The organism is Rossellomorea sp. ABR4_004 (assembly GCF_056159585.1).
In genome coordinates this window covers 539,798-562,487 of sequence record NZ_JBSWVM010000002.1, presented here as the reverse complement: position 1 = coordinate 562,487, position 22,690 = coordinate 539,798, and the positions used below count along the sequence as shown (strand labels likewise).

23 protein-coding genes are annotated in these 22,690 nt (G+C 43.7%); 21 read left to right on the top strand and 2 right to left on the bottom strand.

Annotation, left to right across the window (positions count from 1 at the left end; genetic code table 11):
• The first annotated feature begins 39 nt into the window (after window positions 1-39).
• The 3 genes from ACXAF2_RS15780 (at window position 40) to ACXAF2_RS15770 (ending at window position 1,716) form a co-directional block, all read left to right on the top strand.
• Window positions 40-639 carry a GNAT family N-acetyltransferase gene (locus ACXAF2_RS15780; protein WP_475140040.1) on the top strand — a complete coding sequence of 200 codons (600 nt, stop codon included), beginning with the start codon at window positions 40-42 and terminating at the stop codon, window positions 637-639.
• A 183-nt stretch (window positions 640-822) separates the two neighbouring features.
• Entirely contained in the window at window positions 823-1,236 is a 414-nt protein-coding gene (locus ACXAF2_RS15775) for a CBO0543 family protein (RefSeq protein WP_475140039.1), read from the top strand.
• 12 nt (window positions 1,237-1,248) lie between these two features.
• On the top strand, window positions 1,249-1,716 hold the full coding sequence (locus ACXAF2_RS15770; RefSeq protein ID WP_475140037.1) for a hypothetical protein: 468 nt from the start codon (window positions 1,249-1,251) through the stop codon (window positions 1,714-1,716).
• Between the two features lie 207 nt (window positions 1,717-1,923).
• Here the strand turns inward: ACXAF2_RS15770 and ACXAF2_RS15765 are convergent, their stop codons facing one another.
• Window positions 1,924-3,468: a metal ABC transporter solute-binding protein, Zn/Mn family gene (locus ACXAF2_RS15765; protein ID WP_475140036.1), complete on the bottom strand. Its 1,545-nt coding sequence runs from the start codon at window positions 3,466-3,468 to the stop codon at window positions 1,924-1,926.
• 584 nt (window positions 3,469-4,052) lie between these two features.
• On the opposite strand from ACXAF2_RS15765, the gene ACXAF2_RS15760 reads away from it, so the two are divergent.
• The 16 genes from ACXAF2_RS15760 to ACXAF2_RS15685 all read left to right on the top strand — a co-directional run bounded on the left by ACXAF2_RS15760 (window position 4,053) and on the right by ACXAF2_RS15685 (window position 19,035).
• Entirely contained in the window at window positions 4,053-5,057 is a 1,005-nt protein-coding gene (locus ACXAF2_RS15760) for a LacI family DNA-binding transcriptional regulator (protein WP_475140035.1), read from the top strand.
• A 35-nt stretch (window positions 5,058-5,092) separates the two neighbouring features.
• Complete coding sequence (locus ACXAF2_RS15755; RefSeq protein WP_475140416.1) at window positions 5,093-6,043, top strand: sugar kinase; 951 nt, start codon at window positions 5,093-5,095, stop codon at window positions 6,041-6,043.
• 45 nt (window positions 6,044-6,088) lie between these two features.
• Window positions 6,089-6,634, top strand: coding sequence for a 6-phospho-3-hexuloisomerase (gene hxlB, locus ACXAF2_RS15750; RefSeq protein ID WP_475140033.1), 546 nt, complete (start codon window positions 6,089-6,091; stop codon window positions 6,632-6,634).
• 29 nt (window positions 6,635-6,663) lie between these two features.
• Entirely contained in the window at window positions 6,664-7,680 is a 1,017-nt protein-coding gene (gene allD, locus ACXAF2_RS15745) for an ureidoglycolate dehydrogenase (protein WP_475140032.1), read from the top strand.
• A 107-nt stretch (window positions 7,681-7,787) separates the two neighbouring features.
• The gene (locus ACXAF2_RS15740; protein WP_475140030.1) at window positions 7,788-8,780 is read left to right on the top strand and encodes a TRAP transporter substrate-binding protein; all 993 of its coding nucleotides are present in this window, start codon (window positions 7,788-7,790) and stop codon (window positions 8,778-8,780) included.
• Window positions 8,781-8,836: 56 nt separating this feature from the next.
• On the top strand, window positions 8,837-9,313 hold the full coding sequence (locus tag ACXAF2_RS15735) for a TRAP transporter small permease (RefSeq protein ID WP_475140029.1): 477 nt from the start codon (window positions 8,837-8,839) through the stop codon (window positions 9,311-9,313).
• Window positions 9,313-10,587 carry a TRAP transporter large permease gene (locus ACXAF2_RS15730; protein ID WP_475140028.1) on the top strand — a complete coding sequence of 425 codons (1,275 nt, stop codon included), beginning with the start codon at window positions 9,313-9,315 and terminating at the stop codon, window positions 10,585-10,587. Before ACXAF2_RS15735 ends, ACXAF2_RS15730 begins: the two co-directional genes overlap by 1 nt.
• Before the next feature lie 30 nt (window positions 10,588-10,617).
• Complete coding sequence (locus ACXAF2_RS15725) at window positions 10,618-11,637, top strand: zinc-binding alcohol dehydrogenase family protein (RefSeq protein WP_475140027.1); 1,020 nt, start codon at window positions 10,618-10,620, stop codon at window positions 11,635-11,637.
• A gap of 37 nt (window positions 11,638-11,674) precedes the next feature.
• Window positions 11,675-12,334 (top strand): bifunctional 4-hydroxy-2-oxoglutarate aldolase/2-dehydro-3-deoxy-phosphogluconate aldolase, encoded by a 660-nt coding sequence (locus ACXAF2_RS15720; RefSeq protein WP_475140025.1) that lies wholly within the window; start codon window positions 11,675-11,677, stop codon window positions 12,332-12,334.
• A gap of 18 nt (window positions 12,335-12,352) precedes the next feature.
• Window positions 12,353-13,423, top strand: coding sequence for a mannonate dehydratase (gene uxuA / locus ACXAF2_RS15715; protein WP_475140024.1), 1,071 nt, complete (start codon window positions 12,353-12,355; stop codon window positions 13,421-13,423).
• Window positions 13,423-14,271 (top strand): SDR family oxidoreductase, encoded by an 849-nt coding sequence (locus ACXAF2_RS15710; RefSeq protein ID WP_475140022.1) that lies wholly within the window; start codon window positions 13,423-13,425, stop codon window positions 14,269-14,271. The genes uxuA and ACXAF2_RS15710 overlap by 1 nt, the downstream gene beginning before the upstream one ends.
• Window positions 14,272-14,484: 213 nt before the next feature.
• Entirely contained in the window at window positions 14,485-15,153 is a 669-nt protein-coding gene (locus ACXAF2_RS15705; RefSeq protein WP_475140020.1) for a GntR family transcriptional regulator, read from the top strand.
• A gap of 34 nt (window positions 15,154-15,187) precedes the next feature.
• Window positions 15,188-16,210 carry a TRAP transporter substrate-binding protein gene (locus tag ACXAF2_RS15700; protein ID WP_475140018.1) on the top strand — a complete coding sequence of 341 codons (1,023 nt, stop codon included), beginning with the start codon at window positions 15,188-15,190 and terminating at the stop codon, window positions 16,208-16,210.
• Between the two features lie 14 nt (window positions 16,211-16,224).
• Window positions 16,225-16,737: a TRAP transporter small permease gene (locus tag ACXAF2_RS15695; protein WP_475140017.1), complete on the top strand. Its 513-nt coding sequence runs from the start codon at window positions 16,225-16,227 to the stop codon at window positions 16,735-16,737.
• Window positions 16,722-17,999 (top strand): TRAP transporter large permease, encoded by a 1,278-nt coding sequence (locus ACXAF2_RS15690; RefSeq protein ID WP_475140016.1) that lies wholly within the window; start codon window positions 16,722-16,724, stop codon window positions 17,997-17,999. The genes ACXAF2_RS15695 and ACXAF2_RS15690 overlap by 16 nt, the downstream gene beginning before the upstream one ends.
• A gap of 28 nt (window positions 18,000-18,027) precedes the next feature.
• The gene (locus ACXAF2_RS15685) at window positions 18,028-19,035 is read left to right on the top strand and encodes a proline racemase family protein (RefSeq protein WP_475140015.1); all 1,008 of its coding nucleotides are present in this window, start codon (window positions 18,028-18,030) and stop codon (window positions 19,033-19,035) included.
• Between the two features lie 143 nt (window positions 19,036-19,178).
• On the opposite strand, the gene ACXAF2_RS15680 is transcribed toward ACXAF2_RS15685, so the two are convergent.
• Window positions 19,179-20,276, bottom strand: a complete 1,098-nt coding sequence (locus ACXAF2_RS15680; protein ID WP_475140013.1) for a hypothetical protein — start codon at window positions 20,274-20,276, stop codon at window positions 19,179-19,181.
• 437 nt (window positions 20,277-20,713) lie between these two features.
• Between ACXAF2_RS15680 and ACXAF2_RS15675 the strand changes: the two genes are divergently transcribed.
• The gene (locus ACXAF2_RS15675) at window positions 20,714-21,433 is read left to right on the top strand and encodes a GntR family transcriptional regulator (protein ID WP_475140011.1); all 720 of its coding nucleotides are present in this window, start codon (window positions 20,714-20,716) and stop codon (window positions 21,431-21,433) included.
• A gap of 37 nt (window positions 21,434-21,470) precedes the next feature.
• Complete coding sequence (locus ACXAF2_RS15670; protein WP_475140009.1) at window positions 21,471-22,655, top strand: iron-containing alcohol dehydrogenase; 1,185 nt, start codon at window positions 21,471-21,473, stop codon at window positions 22,653-22,655.
• The last annotated feature ends 35 nt before the right edge of the window (window positions 22,656-22,690 follow it).

Below are 22,690 nucleotides of genomic sequence, written 5' to 3'. Positions count from 1 at the left end.
AAAAACAGGATACATTCACAAAGAATAGAGGGATAGGTTATGAATATTATTCGTGCGAGTGAAACAGAAAGTAATAGAAGAAATGAGATGAGTACAATCTTTGTAGACGGTTTCTATCATTGGCTGACTTATTTTTCAAAGGATAAGGCTAAACTTTACAAGACATTTGCCCATATGTTTGATGAAGAGCTCTTCTATATGGCTGAAGTTGACGATCAAATTGCGGCGATAGCAGCCTGCACTACAGACAATATACCTTCTGTAAGATTGAAATATAGAGAATTTATAAAACACCTCGGCATACTCAAGGGTAGTATTGCTTATATTATTCTCAAAAAAGAATTCGAGAAAAAGCAATATCCCTTTCCGATTTCTGAGGAGATGGGTGCAATAGAGTTTGTGGCAACATCGGTCAATTACAGAGGACAGGGTGTGGCAACTGAACTCATAAAATCGATCATGAATTCAACTTCATTCCACGAGTATGTTTTAGAGGTAGCAGATACCAATATAAGCGCCATCAAGCTTTATGAAAAACAGGGTTTTGCAGAGTTCATGCGTATACCCCAAAAGCACAGTGAAAAAAGTGGTGTCAATGATCTTGTCTATATGAAGCATGTGAAGGAAGTTGAGTCCTGAGAGCCTTTCTGATTAGCTGGTTCCATTAATCGCGAAGTAAAGAGATAGCATAACGCGAGCTGCTTAACATCATACTAGTAACAAAACCTTTAAACGGAGGATATTGTTGTGGAGAAAAAGATGTTAAGCGTACTCATTTCCTTATGCCTGTTTGGCTTCCCGCTCTTATTCAGGGGTTCTATGATGAAGCAGAACTTAATTGTTTTCTTTTCAAAAGGCGTTGTGTCCACTCTGATTGATACATATGTTGTGTCAGAGAAACGTGTAGCCTATCCAATTCGCCCCTTTCCAGGAGTGTTTAAGACCAACATCGTTTTTGATATGTTGTTTTTTCCATTGTTGAGTGTGATCTGGGTTAAACAAACGTATAATGACGGATTATGGAAGATCCTTTTGAAAAGTTTGACCTGGAGTGTTCCCATGAGCATAACTCAATGGTTTCTTGTGAAATACACAAAGTTAATCCAATGGAAAAAGTGGTCGGCATTTCATACCTTTGGTTTTGTAAGTTTCACATTGTTTATCATCAGAGGGCTTGTATCCGTAGTGAAGAGGGTGGATCAAGCTAAGCGTACTGAATTTCCAAACGTTAACTAAAGGTTTGGTCGTATGAAAAAGACTCAAAAACTAGAAGGGGTACTATGGAGCATAGCATTTCCAGGCTTTGGGCAATTGTTGAATGGTCACGTCATGAAAGGATTCTTATTTATATTATTAGAATTTATCATTAATAGCATGAGTACATTCAATCTGTCTATCATGTATAGCTTTCTGGGAAGAATTTCGGAAGCTGGAGAAGTGATCCATTACCAATGGATCATGTTTTATCCTTGTGTTTACATGTATGCGATGTATGATGCCTACAAATTTTCAGATGGAGAGAATCCTCCGTTATCGTTTATTCCATTTGCCTTCGCTGCCTACTTTGTCACGGTTGGAATTATGTATTCCCCTCAACCTTTCTTCTCTGTTCATTTTGGCCCGATTTGGCTGCCGATGCTTGCGCTAATACCGGGACTGGCGGCGGGGTTTCTCATTCGCGCCATTTTGTTGAGGTTTACATCATTAAAGGGTTAAATGGTTAAATTGGGGAAGCACGGGGACGGTTCTTATGCTTCCAAAGCAAGACCGTCCCTGTCCTTATTAGTGGCGCCTGCCCCGAAACACGGTAAAAGTTTAACGTACCGGGGGGCAGGCAACGTTTTGGATTATATATAAAATAGCCGGTCTCCCAAAGATGGGGACCGGCTATTATTGAATGGTGCTTGTCTCAGGGAGGGGAAATCAATGCATCATCATTTCATCAGCGATTTCCTCGCCGCTTAAGTCAGAAGGGTAATAGGTTGGCCAGTTAATGACTTCCTCCAATAACGCTTCCCGGTCATCCCCCCAATACAAGTGATAGTGATGTGAATCGGTTGGGGCAATGCTGTGATCACTGAACTGGATGTAGTTTGGCATCTTTCCTTCCTCTTCGTCAGCAAGCTTGAAGATATAGCGCACTCCACGGTTTCCCGCCTCATAGGTTAGAATTTCGTACCCGTCATAGGTATAGTGTCCAGACGATTTTTTCCCATCTTCATAGAAGGTGAACGTATCCCCATCAATCATGATGCGCTCGACGCCTGTTTTGTATCCGATTGTATAGTATTCTTTATACTCTTCGGCAGTCTTATCTCCGTCTTCTGCTTTATGAGCAAATACTTCATCGAGGGTACCATCCAGTAAATAAGGATAAACGGACTGCCAGTCACCTTCCCAGTCAGATAACTCACGATCTTTCACTTGATCATCTTCAAAGTACCCATCATAAATCTTCTGGGCTTCTTCATCTAATTCATGGCTGTGATCATGGTCGTGCTCTTCCGGTTCTATAGCAGGTGCACCTTCCAATGCTGTCTGCAACTGTTTCAGGTTATGTCTCATCAGTGAAAAATAGTCTTCATCCTTTTCAATATCTTCATCTGTCAGTACAGACAGATTATGGAGTCTGAGTGTTTCTGCACCTATTTCATCCCTTACGACTCCGGCTATTTTCGTGGTGATGTTCTGTTCAAAAAAGACATGCTTTAATCCATACTCTTTAGCTGTCTCTACAATGGTCTGGAGTTCTTTCTGAGACGGTTCCTGTGTCGGACTCAACCCGGAAACAGCAATCTGATGCACACCATACGCTTCTTCCCAATAGCCATAGGCGGCATGAGAGACGATAAAGTGATTGCCTGATGTTGCTTCCAGTTCAGTGGCAAACTCCTGATCAAGAGCTTCAAGGTCAGCCTTGAGTGTTTCAAAGTTTTCATTAAACAGTGCCTCTTCCTCAGGCTTCAATTCTATTAATGTATTCTTAATGTTCTCTGCTAAGTCAATGGCGCGGATTGGATCCAGCCAAACGTGAGGATCGTGATCACCGTGGTCATGATCCTCTTCATGATCGTGGTCATGAGCTCCTTCATTAAGCTCAATCCCTTCAGCTGCTTCAACAACTGTCACATCTTCAGCATCTACGGCCTTAGCGATTTTTTCAGCATACGCCTCAAGCCCTGCGCCATTCATAATAAATGCTTCTGCTTCAGCTATGGCCAATACATCTTTAGAAGTGGGCTCATACGTATGTGAGTCCGATCCGGGAGGTAAAAGTGATTCAACTTCAGCTTCTTCACCAGCAATCCGTTCTGCAAAAAACTGCAGGGGATATACCGTAGTAAAAATGTTCACCGGATCAGTTGAAGACGCGTCCTGTTCCTCACTATTATTCTCATTTCCTTCTCCACATGCAGCAAGGGAGAGGACCATTAATAAACTAAATAATGCCATCCATTTTTTTCTCATATGTATCCTCCTTATAATTTCTTAAAATAATATATCGTAATTATTACGATTTGTAAATAGTAATTGTTACGATTTATTGGTGATGCCAAGGGGGTGCCAAGGGGGATGCCAAAGGGACAGGTACCTTGGCACCGCAGTGAGCTTATCAAAGAGGGGGAATAGGATGTTGATTATGGAACGTGTGAAGGGGAATGAGTTGGAATGTCAGGTTGAGAGTTTGCATGTGTATGGGGTGGTTTTGGAATGTACTAAGAAAAAGGAAAAAACATAGAGCGGATTTCATGTCTCAAAAAGAAACAGTGGTGACAGGTTCCTTGTCACAGATTGGCTCTTAATAAAAAGTCCAACTATTTATAGTGTTCTTTATCTTAGTAAAACCTAATTATGAAATAATTTAAAAAACTTTTCTAAAAACCATTGTAAAACGCTTTCAATTTTCTTATAATTGAAAACAATCAACAACTAAACCGATTTAGTAAACCGATTTACTCATTTGAAGAATACGATTACAAAAATGATCACTACCAAAATTTTTTCCTTCATTACTAAAACGATTTAGTAATGAAAGGTATGGAGAAGGATTTATGAAAAGAATAACGATTTCAGATGTGGCACAACATGCCGAAGTATCAAAAAGCACTGTCTCTCAATATATGAATAAACGATTCGACTACATGGCTCCGAAAACAAAGGAGCGCATCCGGATGGCGATCGAGGAATTAGGCTATCAACCGAATATCGTGGCGAGAAGTTTGAAGCAGAAGTCGACGTCCACCATTGGCGTGATCGTGGCGAATATTTTACATACCTTTTCAACACAGACGATCAGGTCAGTGGAGGACATTTGCAATGAGCAGGGGTTCCATATCATTGTCTGTAATGCAGATGACAATCCTGAAAAGGAACGTGAATACATCGAGATGTTGAGAGCGAAGCAAGTAGACGGGCTCATCATCTTTCCGACGGGCGGGAACATCGAGTTGTATCAAAGGATGGTCAAGGAAAAGTATCCTCTCGTATTTGTCGACCGGATCGTGGATGGTCTCGAAACGTCATCGATCATGCTTGATAATGAAAGCGCTATTAAAATGGCCGTCGATCATTTTGCTGAAAAGGGATACGAACGGATCGGCATTATGACCACTTCCTTGCATCGACATGTGACTCCCCGTGTGGAGCGGATTAATGGATTCAGAAAAGCGCTGGGAGAGAAGGGAATTCCTGTTCGCGAAGAATATATCAAGTCAATGGAAGTTGAATTCATACAGGATGGTCTCCATGACATGCTTTCAGCCGATGAACCGCCACGGGCATTGATTGCTGGGAACGACCTCACGTTGATTGAAATCTTAAGGTATATCAAGACAAATCATATCCGGGTGCCTGAGGAGTTGGCACTGATCGGGATAGACGATGTATCATTTGCAAGCTTGTTTACTCCGGAACTGACAACGATTGCTCAACCGACGTTCGAAATGGGGAAACAGGCTGCTGAATTATTATTGAACAAAATAAAAGACCCGGACTTTATCGAGGAAAAGCATATTTATCGATTCCGTCCGGAGCTGATGATTCGGCAATCTTGCTGAAAATGTGGAAGAAAGAGGGGGATGGCACCATGACCATGAAAGATATAATCACCATTGGAGATGCCATGATTACGATGAATCCGACATCAAAAGGACCTATGAGATTCGTTCATTCATTTGAACGGAATGTAGGGGGGGCGGAATTAAATGTCGCCATCGGATGTGCGCGGCTGGGGTTGGAAACCGGCTGGATCAGCCGATTGGGGAATGATGAATTCGGCCGCTATATCCAGCATTTTGTAAGGGGAGAAGGAATCGATACTTCCCAGCTGAAGCTGGTAGACGGGTATCCCACTTCCGTCAATTTCAAAGAAGTGCTAGAGGATGGGGCGGGGAGGACGTTTTACTACCGGTTGAATTCTCCAACGCTGACTCTTACGCCTGATAGCTTGGAAGAATCCTATATTGCCAATGCGAGAATCTTACATATTACGGGAGTATTTCCAGCGATCGATGAAAAAAATGTCGCGATCATCAAGCATGCGGTTACAATCGCTAAACGGAATGACGTACTCGTTTCCTTCGATCCAAATATCCGATTGAAATTGTGGAGTAAAGAAAGAGCGAAGGAAGTGATATCAGACATCCTTCCATTCGTGGATATCCTGCTGACGGGAACGGATGAGGCCGAGCTACTGTTTGATACAAAGGATGAAAAAGAAATCATCGAAAAGTCGAAACTTCTTGGGGTCTCCTATATCGCCTTGAAAAAAGGTGAGGAAGGTTCGGTGGGCTGCCATAATGGTGAAATCATTCAAGCAGCCCCTGTCATAGCCAGGAAAGTGGTCGACACAGTGGGTGCGGGAGACGGCTTTGATGCCGGTTTTCTATATGGGGTCCTTCAGCAATGGCCTTTAAAGAAGATATTGATGTTTGCAAACACAATCGGTTCCATGGTGGTCAGTGTATCCGGGGATAATGAGGGGCTTCCTTATCTGGAAGATGTACTGGTCCAGCTAGGGGAGAAAGAATTTATCGAACGCTGATTCACTGGACTACCATACCGGAGAGAAGAAAGGGGAACTCACTAGATGATAAAGCGGGTGATTGAAACGATTCTTCATGAGAATGCACTTGTGCTGGCGGGGATTGACAAGAAAGAAACCGATGAGCTGCTCAAGAAAATCAAGGAATCAACGCGCATCTTTCTATATGGTGAAGGACGTTCGGGGTTGATCGGTAAGGCATTTGCGATGAGGCTGATGCACTGTGGATACAACGCATATGTCATTGGTGAGACGATCACGCCGAGCATTGACAAAGGTGATCTCTTGATGGGAATCAGTGCATCGGGCACTTCGCCTTCACTTTTACATCATTTCTCGAAAGCGGAAGAAGTGGGTGCGACTACGTTTGTAGTAACCGCTTCTACCGAACAAGGACTGCTTCCGCGTGGAACACTTGTGATTCCGGCAGCGTCCAAACACCGGCGCAAGGAAGAACCTGAAACGATTCAGCCGCTTGGAAGCCAATTCGACCAAAGTGCACACCTGCTGCTGGATGCCATCATTCTTTCCCTTCTCGAAGGGAGAAATGATAACGACGAATTGTTAAAAAGACATGCGAATGTAGAGTAGCAATCTAAATTCAATTTGGTGGTGAGAACATGGGAGAAGTGAACGTATCACACGAGGAGCTGCGAAAATTGGCTGCCGCTAAACTTGTCGGAGCAGGACTGGATTCACACCATGCCGGGGTTGTTGCAGATGTCCTGGTTCATGCCGACCTACGGGGAGTCAGTTCCCACGGAGTACTAAGGACAGAACACTATGTTAGAAGGCTGCATGAGGGGGGACTGAATAAGAACCCGGCATTCTCGTTTGAACAGACCGGACCTTGCTCAGGAATTTTCAATGGGGATGACGGCCTAGGTCATGTAGTGGCAAAGAACGCGATGGAAGAAGCGATCAAACTCGCGAAGAACAATGGGATCGGAATGATCACCGTCAAAAACAGCAGCCATTGCGGGGCATTATCCTATTTTGTCCAGCAGGCAGCCGAAGAAGGACTGATCGGTGTCGCGATGACGCATACCGATAAGATCGTCGTCCCTTTTGGTGGAGCAGAGCCTTTCCTGGGGACGAATCCGATCGCGTATGGATTCCCGACAAAGAACCACAAGCCCATCATTTTGGATATGGCGACGAGCAATGTCGCTCTTGGGAAAATCCTTTATGCAAAAGAAGCTGGGAAGGAAATCCCTGAAGGATGGGGAGTAGATGAACAGGGAAGTGCCACGACGAATCCTGATAAAGTAAGCGCATTAACCCCATTTGCTGGTCCAAAAGGCTATGGACTCGGCATGGTGGTGGATATCTTTTCAGGATTATTAGCCGGTGCAGCCTTTGGTCCCCATATTTCAAAAATGTATGGCGAATACAATCAGAATCGGAAACTGGGGCATTATGTCTGCGCGATCAATCCTACCTTTTTTACCAATAAAGAGGAATTCATCGACTCAATGGACAGAATGATCGGTGAACTTCATGCGGTGAAGCCTGCCGAAGGTTTCGATCAGGTATTCGTCCCCGGGGAGCCGGAACAGATAAAAGAAGAGAAACATCTGAGAGAAGGGGTATGGATGACCGAAACCGTTTATCAGTATCTGCAATCAGGAGAGTGACGTTTTACCTTGAAAGGGGTGATGAGGAGAGGGGTATTTTCTTCAGGAAGATCAAACTCTTTAACGCATGTTCAAGGCGGAAGTGAAAAAACAAGGGGGCAATGAAAATGAAAAAATTCAAATGGGTTGCGATGATCACAGCGATCATGCTGCTTCTTTCAGCTTGTGGATCGGAATCATCTTCAGGCAGCGGAGGAGAAAAAATAAAATGGAAATTCGGACATCTGGCGGATGAGAATCATATCTGGCATAAAACAGCTTTGGAGTTCGCTGATTTAGTCAAAGAAAAGACGGATGGCCAAATTGAAATCACGATCTATCCCAGTAATCAGTTAGGCGGGGAAACCGATACGATCAACAGCATCAAAGCGGGAACGGCCGACCTGGTCATTTCAGGTGAAACGATGGCAAACTGGTCTCCGAAAGCTGCCTTGATGGCAGTACCGTATGCATTCAGGGATGCAGACCACCTTCAAAATGTGGTGGAGGGAGACATCGGTAAGGAGATTGAAGAAGAGATCAAAGATAAAGTCGGTCTGACACCTCTGTATTACCATACACGTGCACCGCGTAACTTAACGTCAAAAGAACCGATTAGTTCGCCTGACGATTTGAAAGGATTCAGCATGCGCGTTCCGAACGTCCCTTTATTCCTTGATGCATGGAAAGCGGCAGGAGCGAAACCTCAGGTAATGGACTTCAATGAAGTATTCACCGGCTTACAGCAAAATGTGATCGATGGTCAGGAAAATCCTGTGGACCTTATCCACAGCGGCGGATTATATGAAGTGCAAGACTATGTGAATGAAACAGAGCATGTGTATTCATGGATATATATCCTTGTAGGAAACAAGCAATTCGAAAAGTTGAGCGATGAAAACAAGAAAGCGGTTCAAGAAGCGGCTAAGGAAGCTCAAGCATTCGGAAAAGACCTTTTTGATAAAGAAATCACGGAATATGAGAAGAAGCTGAAAGATGAAGGCATGAAATTCAATGAAGTCGATCAGGATGCTTTCCGTGAGGCGATGAAGCCGGCGATCAAAGAGAGTTTGACTGACGAACAGTATAAATTATATGAAGACATCCTGGCGGTTGAATAAACCATGTAAGGCATATGTGAAGCATATGCCTTCTTTATAGAAAGGAGTGGGGGAGAATGAAGGGGACAAACATCTTTACACGGACACTGGAAGCGGCGACGATCTTATCGTTTCTCGGTGTCATCGTAGTGGTGCTGATACAAATCCTTTCCCGGTATTTGCCATACACAGCCGTTTGGACAGAAGAACTCACAAGATTTCTGTTTATCTATGCGATTTCCTTCGGTGCTCCGCTTGCACTGAAGAATAAAGAATTCATCAGCGTGGATATCTTAACAGGGTTATTACCTAAAAAAGTTCAAGAAATATACGAAGCGTTCATCTATTTAGTCGTTGTCGTTCTTTCCTTTGTCATTGCCTATCATGGATATACGTTCATTTCTGTCGGAAAAGGGCAGACATCAGCGACAATGGCCGTGGATATGTCCATCATCCATGCGAGTATTACGATATCGTTTGTATTCATCGCCATCTATGCGATCATGCATGTCATGAAAGCATTCAAACGTCCGAAAGAAAGGAGTGAAAGCTGATGTTAGCAGCCATTTTATTTATTTCATTTTTAATTCTTATCTTTATCAGTGTGCCCATCGCATTCAGCTTAGGGATCTCTTCCATCATTTATCTGCTTATCGCCGATATTCCTCTTTCCATCGTCCCTCAAAAAATGTTTGCAGGGCTGAATTCCTTCGTACTGTTGTGCATACCTGGATTCATTTTAGCAGGAAACTTGATGAATGCAGGAGGGATCACAGAGCGCATCATCGGCTTTACGAATAACTTCGTCGGTCATATCAGAGGGGGACTGGGCCTTGCGAATGTAGGTTCTTCCATGGGGTTTGCCGGTATTTCGGGTACCGCTCTCGCAGATACGGCGAGTATAGGGGCCGTGATGATTCCTGCGATGAAAAAAGAGGGGTATGATGCGGACTTCTCGGCAGCCGTCACCTCGTCATCATCGACTGTGGGACCGATCATTCCTCCGTCATTGCCGATGATCATTGTTGGAACTCTCGCGAGCGTATCGATCGGGGATCTGTTCTTGGCCGGTGCCGTTCCTGGTGTACTGCTGGGATTAAGTTTGATGCTCGTCACGTATGTCATTTCGATGAAACGGAAATATCCGAAGGGTGAAAGACAGCCGATCGGTGTGATCGCTAAATCGTTTACAGGTGCTTTCTGGGCATTATTAATGACCTTTGTTATTTTATTTGGGATTCTGGGAGGCTACTTTACGCCAACAGAAGCTTCCATCGTAGCCGTCGTGTATGCGTTAGTGGTAGGGATGTTCGTCTATAAGGAACTGAAATTGAAAGATCTTCCTAAGATCCTACTGGATTCCATGGTCAGCACTGCCTCCATCATGTTCCTGGTCGGCTTTGCCAATCTGTTCGGATGGATCTTGGTGAGTGAGCAGATTCCGATTCTCGTAGCAGATGGAATCCTCGGTATATCCGACAATCCGATTGTGGTCATTCTCTTAATCAACTTGTTGCTGTTATTTGTGGGAACATTCATGGAAACCATCGCAGCGCTGGTCATATTATTCCCGGTCTTGTTACCGGTGGCATCGAGTGTCGGAATGGATCCGGTTCATTTCGGCGTAATGATGGTGCTGAACCTGGTCATCGGATTATCCACCCCGCCAGTAGGTGTGTGCTTATTCGTTGCCTCGAGTATCGGGAAGGTATCCATAGGGAAAACGTCAAAGGCATTGCTGCCCTTCTTGGGAGCGAGTCTCGTCGTGCTCTTATTGGTAGCCTTCATTCCTGAAATCACCCTATTCCTGCCTGGTTTATTCAAATAGATTACTAGAAATCAAAGGAGTTGTTTATCCATGAAAGCCGTTCAAGTCACCGGACCACATCAGTTGAGCATTGTGGAAAGAGAGAAGCCTGTCATCACCCATGAACAGGACGTTTTGATCAAAGTGAAAATGGTCGGCATCTGCGGATCGGATATTCATATTTATCACGGTACAAACCCCCTTGCCACCTTACCGAGAGTCATCGGACATGAAGTCACAGGGGTGGTGGAGGCTATCGGGGATGAAGTTGACACGCTTTCTGTAGGGGATAAGGTAGTCCTTGAACCGATAGAGTCCTGCGGTCAATGTTATGCGTGCCGCTCAGGCAGGGGAAATGTGTGCAGTAACCTGGAAGTTTACGGGGTCCACCGTGACGGAGGTATGCAGGAATACATGGTCCTTCCGCAAAAGCTGGTTCATAAAGTGAAAGAAGAACTGGACTATAAAGAATCGGTCCTGGTCGAACCGTTTACGATTGGGGCACAGGCGAATTGGCGCGGTGATGTCAGGGATGGGGACACAGTCTTCATCATGGGCGCCGGACCGATCGGGCTATGCTGTCTTAAAGTCGCGAAAACAAAAGGCGCCACAGTGATCATCAGTGATTTAAATGAAAGCCGCCTCGCTTTTGCCAAAGAGTGTGGGGCGGATCATACGATTGATGCTTCCCGAGTCCGTGTAATAGAAGAAGTCATGGAGCTGACGAAACAGGAAGGAGCAAACGTGGTCATCGATGCCGTCTGTATCCCGCAAACCTTTGAACAAGCCATCGAAGCAGCATCAGCAGCAGGACGGGTGGTGGTCCTCGGGTTCGATGAAAGGCCATCCCACATCACGCAGCTGCCGATCACGAAAAAGGAAGTGACGATCACAGGGTCCAGACTGCAGACAAATCAATTTCCGGTAGTCATCGAGATGTTCAATGACAGGACAATCGATACGAGGGGAATGGTGACGCAGGAATTCCCGCTGGACCGAACCGAAGAAGCGATCCGCTTAATCGAGACATCACCAGAAGACGTACTGAAGGTGGTCATTTCATTCGGGTGATGCGAAAAGACTCTAAAGAAGGAAGGAATGATGCGCTATGATCAAAAAAATCGACATACTGAACCGAATGGTGGAGTCCGGAGTAGTGGCAGTGGTGCGTGCAGAAAATAAGAGAGACGCTGAACTGATATCGGATGCCTGTATCAAAGGCGGGATCAAGGCCATCGAAGTCACCTTCACCGTCCCGGGGGCTGAAGAGGTGATCCGCTCCCTGAAAAGCACGTTCGGATCAGAAGAACTCATCCTGGGGGGGGGAAGTGTCTTGGATAGCGAGACAGCGAGAATTGCCCTATTGGCAGGTGCAGAGTATATTGTCAGTCCCTGCTTTGATAGAGAAACGGCTAAGCTGTGCAATCGATATGGGATTCCGTACATGCCGGGCTGCATGACGATTACAGAAATGAAGACCGCTATGGAATATGGTGCCGATGTCGTGAAGTTGTTCCCTGGTAATACGTTCGCCCCTTCCATCATTTCATCCATAAGAGGGCCGATTCCTCAAATCTCTGTGATGCCTACAGGAGGGGTCAACCTCCAAAATGCTGCAGAGTGGATCAAAAGAGGAGCGGTTGCCATAGGAATAGGAAGCGACCTGACCAAGCCTGCGTCCCTTGGAAACTATGATGAAGTGACAAAACTTGCAATGCAATATTGCGAGATTGTGAGAGAAGCAAGAGCAGCAAAAATGTATACATAAGAAGAGGAGGTTCAATCGATGAAGATGACATTCAGATGGTATGGAGAAGGAAATGATAATATCTCCCTCCAGCAGATTAAACAGATACCTGGTGTGGAAGGGATCGTCTGGGCGCTCCATGATGTCCCTGCCGGGGAAGAGTGGCCATTGGAAAAAATAGAGGAAGTCAAGAACCAGGCTGAACAATTCGGATTGAATATTGACGTTGTGGAAAGTGTAAACGTTCATGAAGATATAAAGCTTGGTTTGCCTTCCCGAGACCAATACATTGAAAACTATAAGCGAACAATCGAGAAATTGGCCGGTGCCGGTGTAAAAGTGATTTGCTATAATTTTATGCCGGTTTTTGACTGGACAAGAACTGATTTATTTAAGGAAATGGAAGATGGTTCAACGGCCCTATTCTTCGAAAAAGCAAAAGTGGAATATATGGATCCATTCGAATTGGTCGATAAGATCTCCAGTAACTCCGCTTTCACTATGCCTGGATGGGAGCCGGAAAGATTGTCGAAACTGAAAGAATTATTCGAAGCCTATAAACAGGTCACAGAAGAAGACTTATTTCATCACCTCGAATATTTTCTAAAAGAAATCATACCGGTTGCCGAGAAACACAATATCAAAATGGGAATCCACCCAGATGACCCTCCTTTCTCCATCTTTGGATTGCCTAGGATTATAACAAATATGCAAAATATCAAGAGAGTTCTTTCCCTTGTGGACAGTCCTTCCAATGGAGTGACCCTATGCAGTGGATCCCTTGGTGCGAACCCTGATAATAATGTAGCGGAAATGGTCAGAGAATTCTCTAATCGAATTCCATTTGCTCATATCCGTAATGTAAAGGTATATGAAAATGGAGATTTCATAGAGACTTCCCACAGATCGAAGGATGGGTCTGTCGATATTCTTGAAATCATGACAGCCTACCATGAAAAAGGCTTTACAGGATATGCAAGACCCGACCATGGCAGACATATTTGGGGAGAAGAGTGCAGACCTGGATATGGCCTTTATGATCGAGGGCTTGGGATCATGTACCTATGGGGAATATGGGATTCCCTAGAGCGTGCTGGGAGGAATGCATAATGATGCCTCAACATGAAAGCTTGAAAGGAAAAGTGGCTGCAGTTACTGGAGGCAGCGGGGTACTCTGCCGTTCGATGTCACTAGAACTCGCCAGGCAGGGAGTGAAGGTCGCGATCCTTAATCGGACAGCAGAGAAAGGAGAAGCAGTGGCAAAGGAAATCAGAGAGTCAGGGGGTGAAGCCATTGCCATCTCTTGTAATGTACTTGATGCTGAAAGTGTGAAGAAAGCGGAAAAGGTTATCACCGAAGAATTGGGTATTTGTGATATCTTAATCAATGGAGCAGGCGGAAATGACCCTCGTGGTACCACTTCTAACGAAACATTAAAGGTGGAAGACTTAGACACAGAAGGGGTCAAAACGTTCTTTGACCTTTCACCAGAAGGCTTTGGATTTGTATTTGACCTCAATATCCTCGGTACGCTGATTCCGACCCAGGTATTCGCGAAACATATGGTGAATCGGAAAGGTGCCGTCATAATTAACATGTCCTCCATGAGTTCACCGTCTCCCATGACGAAAGTACCCGCCTATAGCGCAGCGAAAGCAGCGATCGATAACTTTACCAAATGGCTCGCGGTTCACATGGCGGACTCTGGAATTCGCATCAACGCCATCGCTCCCGGCTTCTTTTTGACTGAGCAAAACAAGGCATTATTAACCCATGAAGACGGCAGTTTAACAGAGAGATCAACTAAGATCATCTCTCAAACCCCGATGCGCAGATTCGGTAAACCCGAGGACTTACTGGGTACGTTATTATGGCTTGTAGACGAAGATACGGCTGGGTTTGTAACAGGTATCACGGTTCCCGTTGATGGTGGATTTATGTCTTATTCGGGGGTTTAGTGGTAGTAGAAATCCATACGTAATTAAAATATTATGAACTTAAAAAAACAAGAGTGAACCGGAGTTTAATTCAATTCCGTTCACTCTTGTTTTTGGTTTAATTGAGGAATTTTGATAAGGGTCGTATTTTATCTGAATATTAAAAGTTATCTAAAAATAATATTGAACTGGGATACAGTATGTCATATAATGAAAATGCAAAGGAGAGATAACATGAAAAAAATATCAAATACTCTTATAAGAGAAAACGCTTTCGTTGAATTAAGAAAGATGATTCTCTCACAAGAAATTAAGCCGGGTGATAAGCTGAATGAAAAGGAGGTAGCAGAACAATTAGGTGTTAGTAGAACCCCAGTCAGAGAAGCATTTCATAAATTAGAATTGGAAGGTTTAGTGGAAATCTTCCCACGACGTTATTGCTTGGTCAAGGGAGTGACTCACGGTTGTATTCGTGAAATTCACCTGATTAGGTCCCAGTTAGAGCCTATGGCTGCTTACCACGCTGTTGACCATTTGTCGGATGAAGATATTGATCAGTTAAGTAGTTTAATAGAACAAACCAAAGAACTAATGGTTGAAGGCAATGCTCAAAAAATCATGGAACTGAATGATCAATTTCACCGGACCATCAATGAAGCATCGAACCTTTCTAGAATTGTATCAATATTGAATAACATGCAAGATTACATTGTATCTTTCAGATATTCTTTCATTTCAAGACCGGAACTGGCACAAAGATCAATAGAAGAACACGAAGAAATATTGTTTGCATTGAGAAAGAGAGACAAAGAATTGGTGAAAAAGTTAGTAACACAACATTTAGAGGGCATCTCGGAATATGAAGATGTGATCTTGGAAGATCTAAAGCCAGTCCCTAATTAATCAAGTGTAATCCACGAAAAAGGAGTGTGTTTCTATGATAAGAAAAAAATTGGAGTTAAGATGGATGGTTTCTATTCTGTTCACAATGGCTATTTTGTTGTCGGCATGCAGCAATGAAGCTGGAAAGGCGGGAGGAGATAAGCCAATCACTTTAAGCTTTGCTTATGAATTACCAGAGGACCACCCTTGGGGACATGGTGCTACGAAATTCAAAGAGATTGTAGAGGAAAAAACGAATGGAGAAGTGAAAGTAGAGGTTCATGGAAATGGGTCTCTTGCAGCATCCGGTAGAGAGATACAAGAAGGTGTGAAAATAGGAACAATCGATATAGGTATTTCATCTACACCGCTATCTCAAATGAATCCATATCTTGATCTGTTCTCATTACCCTACATTTTTAGCAGTCGTGAACAAGCATGGGAAGTATTAGATGGACCTGTTGGAGATGAGGTAGGGAAAAAGTTAAGCGAACACAATTTAACCTTCTTAGCATATTGGGAAGATGGGTTTAGGCAGATAACCAATAATGTCCGACCAATATCAGAAATTGATGATTTCAAAGGATTGAAGATTAGGGTACCTGAAAGTGATGTCAGACTTGAAACATTTAAAGCGTTGGGGTCGAGTCCTTTACCGATGGCTTGGTCTGAAGTATTTACAGCTTTACAACAAGGATCCATCGATGGTCAGGAAAATCCTTTATCCGTTGTGAACAGTTCTTCTTTCTATGACGTTCAGAAATATTTAACAATTTCTAATCACGTTTATTCCCCGGCGACATTATTTATCAATTCTTCTAAATGGGATTCACTAACCAAAGATCAACAGGACATCATTCTTGAAGCTGCTGGTGAAGGTAGAGATTTGAATCGTAAAATGAACCAAGAACAAGACGAGGAAATGGTAAAAGGGTTAGAAGAGAAAGGGATGGAAGTAACAGTGATTGAAGACGTCAAACCATTCCAGGAAGCTACCAAACCCGTATGGGATCAAGTTTCAAAAGAGATTGGCGGGAATTCACAAGAATTAATAGATGATATTACTAAGACACAGTAAAGGGTTGGTGTTACATGAAGAAAGTACGCCACTATATACATCTTTCTGTTAAAAGCATAAACATTCTGGTCATGTTTTTCATGTTTTTAATCTTGCTAATACAGGTCTTAACGAGAAAGTTTTTTAATTATCCTTTATCCTGGCCGGAAGAATTATCTTTGATCACAATGATTTGGATTACTTTTTTTGGAGCGTATCAATGCACAATTGAGGGGAATCACCTGAAAATGGATTTCCTGGAAAGTAAAATCCCTGAAAAAATCAAGCCTTATCTTTTGATCATTTCTAAAGGATTCGTCATCTGGTTTCTATTCATTACTTGTTACTGGGGATGGACCTTTATTCAAAAGGCTGGAAATATAAAAATGCCGGTATCCGGACTTCCTATGGGGCTACCTTATTGTATTATTTGGATAAGTTTTCTTCTCATGTTATGTGAGTTTGTGATTCAAATACTCTTCCATATTAAAGAAATTTCAAATCCATCAAGCGGTAAAGAGGAGGGTGAAGAATGCTCCCACTCTTAATGTTACTGTTCATTCTCCTTTTTCTTGCTATAGGGGTTCCTATTGCATTCACTCTTGGTTTAACTGCTGTAATCTTCATTATGTATTACTCGGACATCACGTTAGAACTGATTATTCAACAACTTTATTTAGGTACAAATAGCTTCCCCCTTTTGGCCATTCCCTTATTTATGTTGGCAGGATCCTTAATGAATCACGGTGGAATATCGGTGAGGTTAATTAATTTTGCTCTCGCCATTATAGGAATGGTAAGAGGCGGTTTAGGAATGGTCAATGTTGTGGCGTCGGTCTTCTTCGGTGCAATAACGGGAACTGCAGCTGGAGCGAGTGCCGCAGTAGGACAAATCATGATCCCTGCCATGAAAGAAAAGGGGTATTCACCAAGTTTCGCCGCAGCGGTAACCTCAGCAGGATCATCACTTGGCATTATTATTCCTCCTAGTGTACCAATGATTCTGTACGGCTCTATCTCTGGATTATCCGTTGCTAGCTTGTTTTTAACAGGCGTACCTATTGGCATTGCGATTGCAATAGGTTACATGATTGTCGTCTATATTATTTCTACCAAGAAGAAGTATGATTTTAAAGAAAATCCTTTTTCCTGGAACCTGGTGTTTAAAACCTTTATCAGTGCTTTACCTGCATTACTCGTCCCAGTGGCCATAATGGGTGGTATCTTAACGGGATTCGCAACCCCCACTGAGTCGGCTGCTATCGCTGTACTATGTGGAATCATTGCAGGATTAATTTATAAACAATTAACATGGTCAAGCTTTATTAAAGCTTTAAATGAAAGTGTCGTCAATACCGCACTGGTGATGCTGATTGTAGCGACAGCCAAGATACTCGGATATTCGTTTTCATCTCTTGGAATCGGGAGAATGATGCTGGAACCGATTATGGGCTTCACAGATAACACAATCATGTTGATGTTAATTGCCAGTCTGATTCTATTCATTGGTGGATTCATATTTGATGGAACCGTCATGGTCCTTGTCATTGTGCCTCTGTTCTTACCTTTGGTTCAAGCAACATCCATTGATCCTATGCAATTTGCTATGGTGGTCATCATCGTTTGGGCAATCGGACAGCAAACACCGCCTGTTGCCAGCGGTCTTTATATAACAACCGCCATTGCAAAGGTCAGTATGCTTCAGGTAAGTAGGTACAATGTCTGGTTTATACTCGTTCTATTTATCGCTTTAATCGGAATGATTTTCTTCCCCGATGTGATGTTATATATTCCAAGATTAATGATTTAATCATTTCTAATAAAAAGGAGAATGCTAAATGAATTTTACAAATGTCGTTCAAGTGATTGATACCCACACATACGGAGAACCTACAAGGGTCATTAATGGGGGGTTATTAAAGCTAAAAGGGAATACAGTGGCAGAACAACGGGATTATATGGTTGAGCACTACCAATGGTTCAGGAACTCACTGATTCAAGAGCCAAGGGGTCACCGTGATATGTTCGGGGCAGTATTACTGCCTCCATTACAAGAAGGAGTGGACTTTGGCGTTATTTACATGGATAACGCTAACTTCTTGAATATGTGTGGTCATGCAACCATCGGAGTGGCAACGGCGATTGTGGAAACAGGACTCGTGGAAGTGAAAGGTGAAGAGACAGAGCTTGTCCTTGAAACCCCAGCAGGTCTGGTTTATCCGCGTGTGAAGGTGGAGAACAATCGAGTCACTTCCGTAACATTTAAAAATGTTCCAGGGTTCCTTGAAAAGCAGGATGTGGTCATTAACGCAGGAGAACTTGGTGAGATCAAAGTAGATATCAGTTTCGGTGGCAACTATTTTGCTTGGGTAGACATTGACCAATTAGGTGAGACAATTCATGTGTCCAATGGATCGAAATTAAAAGCAATGGCAAAAATCATTAAGGAAGAAGTAAATAAAGTGGTAAAGGTCCAACATCCAACGAAACCATATATCAATCATATCGATATCGTAACGTTCTTTGGAAAACCTACCATTCCAGAAGCAACCTATAAAAATGTTCACGTCTTTAGTGAAAATCAAGCTGACCGTTCACCAGGTGGCACTGGGACAACAGCAATGGTATCAAGAATGATTGGAAGAGGAGAACTGGAAGTGGGGCAGGAAATCGTCTGTGAAGGGTTTGTTGGCGGAAAGTTCTACGGAAAAGCGATTGAAAAAGTCGCTCTCGGAGAAAAAGAAGCGTATTTAACGGAAGTGACGGGATCTGCATTCATAACAGGGTTCAATAATATCTTAATCGATTCTAATGATCCGTTTAAGCATGGCTTTATGGTGGATTGAGTTCAATAAAGGTTTGTGGATGATCCGGTGTCCGTTTGCTCTTTAACCCATCGGGGGGTGGTCTTCCATTTAAGCGTATTCAGGTGTATTGATACTTCAATAGAAAGCCGGTAATCATAATGATTACCGGCTTTGTTTTCGCATCATTGATAGTTAATAATCGCAGGACTAGGCTCCATCTTCAACACCTCTTCCGGCTCCAAAACCGGCACATCTTTATCATAAAAGATCTTGAATGCCCCATACTGATTCGGTTCATTTCGTATGTATTTCCCGTATAAAGCCTGCTTGTCCGCGGATGCTCCCCAGCCGTCAAAGTTGATGGCGACTTCTACGTTGTCTGTCGGTTGGATCGCCTCTTTATTCGTCAGTACGGCACCGGTGAACTGGTGGACAAGGACGAATTTATCCGGCAGGTCATTCTTTTCAGTGAGCTCTGAGACATACTCAACAGCTTTCCGGATTTCCTTACCATCCACTTGTCCGAGGTCCTCTCCGGGTTTCTCGCCCTCAGCTACGTGGAATTCCGTATCGATCGCCAGGTGAACATGTGGATGCTTCAGCCACTTCTCGACCATTTTCACCTGCTCCATGACCGTGTCCGTCCCGAGCTGAATATCGAGCAGTACCAGTGCATCATGCTTCTCTGCAAGCTTTACATACCTTTCAATATTCTCCTCTGACGTCATACGCACATAATCTCCATCAGGGCCAGGCTCACTCTGGGCCATTGTCGTAATCAACTCGATCGTCGGGACTGCCGGCCGGTCGGGGTCAGCGTCGGAATAGGCTTGCGTCTGTTCCTTCAGCTTCTTCATGTACTCCTCAGGTTCCAACTCACCCAGAATCCCCATATTTTCAGAATCTGGCGTTCCGTAATAGGCAACTAACCGATGATCCTTCAATGGTCCGTCGGATGGGTCTTTCACTCCGTCGGCAAGCGTTTCACCGACAGGAACCGTACGCTCGGGGTTATCGCTCAGCGCGGCCTGCAATTCAGGGATGTTCTGCTGTTCCTTTTCTGATAGGCTTTTATCCAAGGAAACAGCATCCTCAGACGGTTCCAACGGTTTGAAGGGCTGTTCGTCTTTCTCTGGTTCTTTGTTTTCCGTTTTTTCCTTTTTGGATTCGTTCTGGTTGGAAGACGATGCTTTCTCCTTACTCTCCTCTGTGGTCGAAGGATCAGCACAACCTCCCAGAATCAGAACTCCAGCTGCAAGTAGCAGCGATAACTTTTTCATTGCCTCACACACCTTTTTATATAGAAGAATATGGAGGACTTTAACACATTTTCCTGTAGATGAAACCTATGTAAAGAAATTGATAGAAATTCGTAATCCAAACGATAATGGAACCAGGGGATAAAACGATAAAGTAAACAAAATAAAAAAACTACTTGCTGAATATTCAGAATTATAATACTATTTATTTAAACAATTTGTTCTCTTTAAAGAAATAATCACATTTATCACCCACTCACCATCATTCTCAACACCACTCTTCTTTAAAAAAATCACCCAAGATTACTAAAAGATCATCATTCATACGTTGCTGATTAGCTTCATACACTTAACAAGTAACCCTCCTAAGTCAAACAATAGAGGCTTTATTTTTATCAACACTGGTCCGGACGTCGCGATGTATTTTTACGTTTTAAAGGGAAAGGAGATAAGTCCATTTGATTGATACCAATAATCCAGTTCCTTACCACCTGCAGATTAAGGATATTCTTGCAAAGGAAATTTTGAATGGGACTTATAAGGAAAGGATTCCAAGTGAAAGGGACTTGATGGATCGGTTCTCTGTGAGTCGAACGACGATTCGTGAGGCTATTTCTCATTTGGTCAGCGAAGGGGTCTTGGAAAGGATTCATGGGAAAGGGACATTCATTTCTCAGAAACCCCCGGTGCATGAATGGCTGGATTCGTTAAATAGTCTGACGGAGACGGTGAAGAAGATGGGCATGGTGCCTGGATCAAAGCTTTTACACAGTGGAATGGTGAAGACGGATCGTTTGATTTCAGAGATTTTAAATGTGGATCAGTTCTTTACGATTGAACGGCTCCGCACAGCTGATGCGACGCCGATTGCGATTGAGCGCCATTATTATGGAAGCGAAATTGGTAAGAGGTTAGTAGAGTATGATTTGGCATCCACCACGATTTACGACTTACTTGAACAGGAATTGGGGATTGAAATAGAGGAGGCAGAACAGTTTATTTCCAGTAAAGTGGTCTCTGAGGAAGACGCCATGGATTTAGATATTCCTCACGACTCCAATGTTCTGTGCGTGGAGCGATTGATGACGGATGCCAATGGGGACACGATTGAATATTATACGAGTATTTTCAGACCGGATATGTACGTCTTTCGAATGAAAACAAAGCGTAAGAGATAGATTGCTAGATCAATGGAGAAAGGAGGCAATGAGCTGGATGAGTGAATTATGTTTACCAAGAAGGTTGATAACAGGGATGGATTCATTTAAAGAATTGGGGAAAGTGGCGAAAGAGCTTCAAGTTACACATCTATTTGTCGTCTCAGGTTCTTTGTTAACAAGAGAACCTTACAAGTCTGAATTTCATGGAATTCTTCATAAGAATGGGTTGGAAGCTACCTTCTTTTCCGAGATGAAAGGAGAGCCTACGACAACGCACTTGAGTGCAGTGCTGACTAAAATGAAACAATGTGGTGCTGATGGTGTGTTGGCCATTGGGGGCGGCAGTGTCATTGATTTAGCCAAAGCGGTTTCTGTCATGGCGATCAATGAAGATGCGACACTTGATGCGATTCCTGGGATGGAGAGGTTGGAGAGGCTGCCTCTCATAGCGGTGCCGACGACCGCTGGTACCGGGTCTGAGGCCACAAGGGTAACGGTGATTACCGACACGGAAAGTCAATTCAAGAAAAACCCGGGACATCATTTATTGATACCTGATGTAGCCATCCTTGACCCCGCATTGACCCTCAGTCTTCCAAAACACATGACTGCATATACGGGTCTTGACGCTCTCTCACATGCGATGGAAGCGTATGTTTCGACAAGGGCGACACCGATGAGTGATCACTTTGCCCTTGAAGCAATCCGGATCATCGGGAAGTGGCTTCCTGAGGCTTATGAGAATGGGGAGAATCTGGAGGCCAGAGAGAACATGCTGCTAGGAAGCTGTTATGCGGGGATTGCCTTTTCCAATGCATCTACGAATCTGGCACACGCCGCTGCAAGGCCGCTCGGGTCAAGGTTTCACATTCCCCATGGATTAATTGTCGCCTTGGTGATGCCCTTTGTCATTGAATATGGCCATAATGTCTCCGTTGAACGCTACGTCGATATCGGACGTGCACTGGGGTGTAATGGAGGAAATGACAGGAAAATGGCCAACGAGGTTATGGAGAAAATACGGGGTTTCAATGCCAGGTTCGGGATTTGGCAGGATGGCTCAACCTACTTGGGGGATGCCAAAGCCTATACGGATGCCATGCCGTCATTGATTCAGGATGCTTTATCTGGCAACGGCATCGTGACGAATCAAAAGATACCCAATGAGCGTGATATCGAGAAACTCTATTTACAACTGCTAGCTGAAATACAGGTTCACTCAAACACAGTATTAGATTGATAGAATGAATAAGATTGGGACTGGATGTAAGCGTT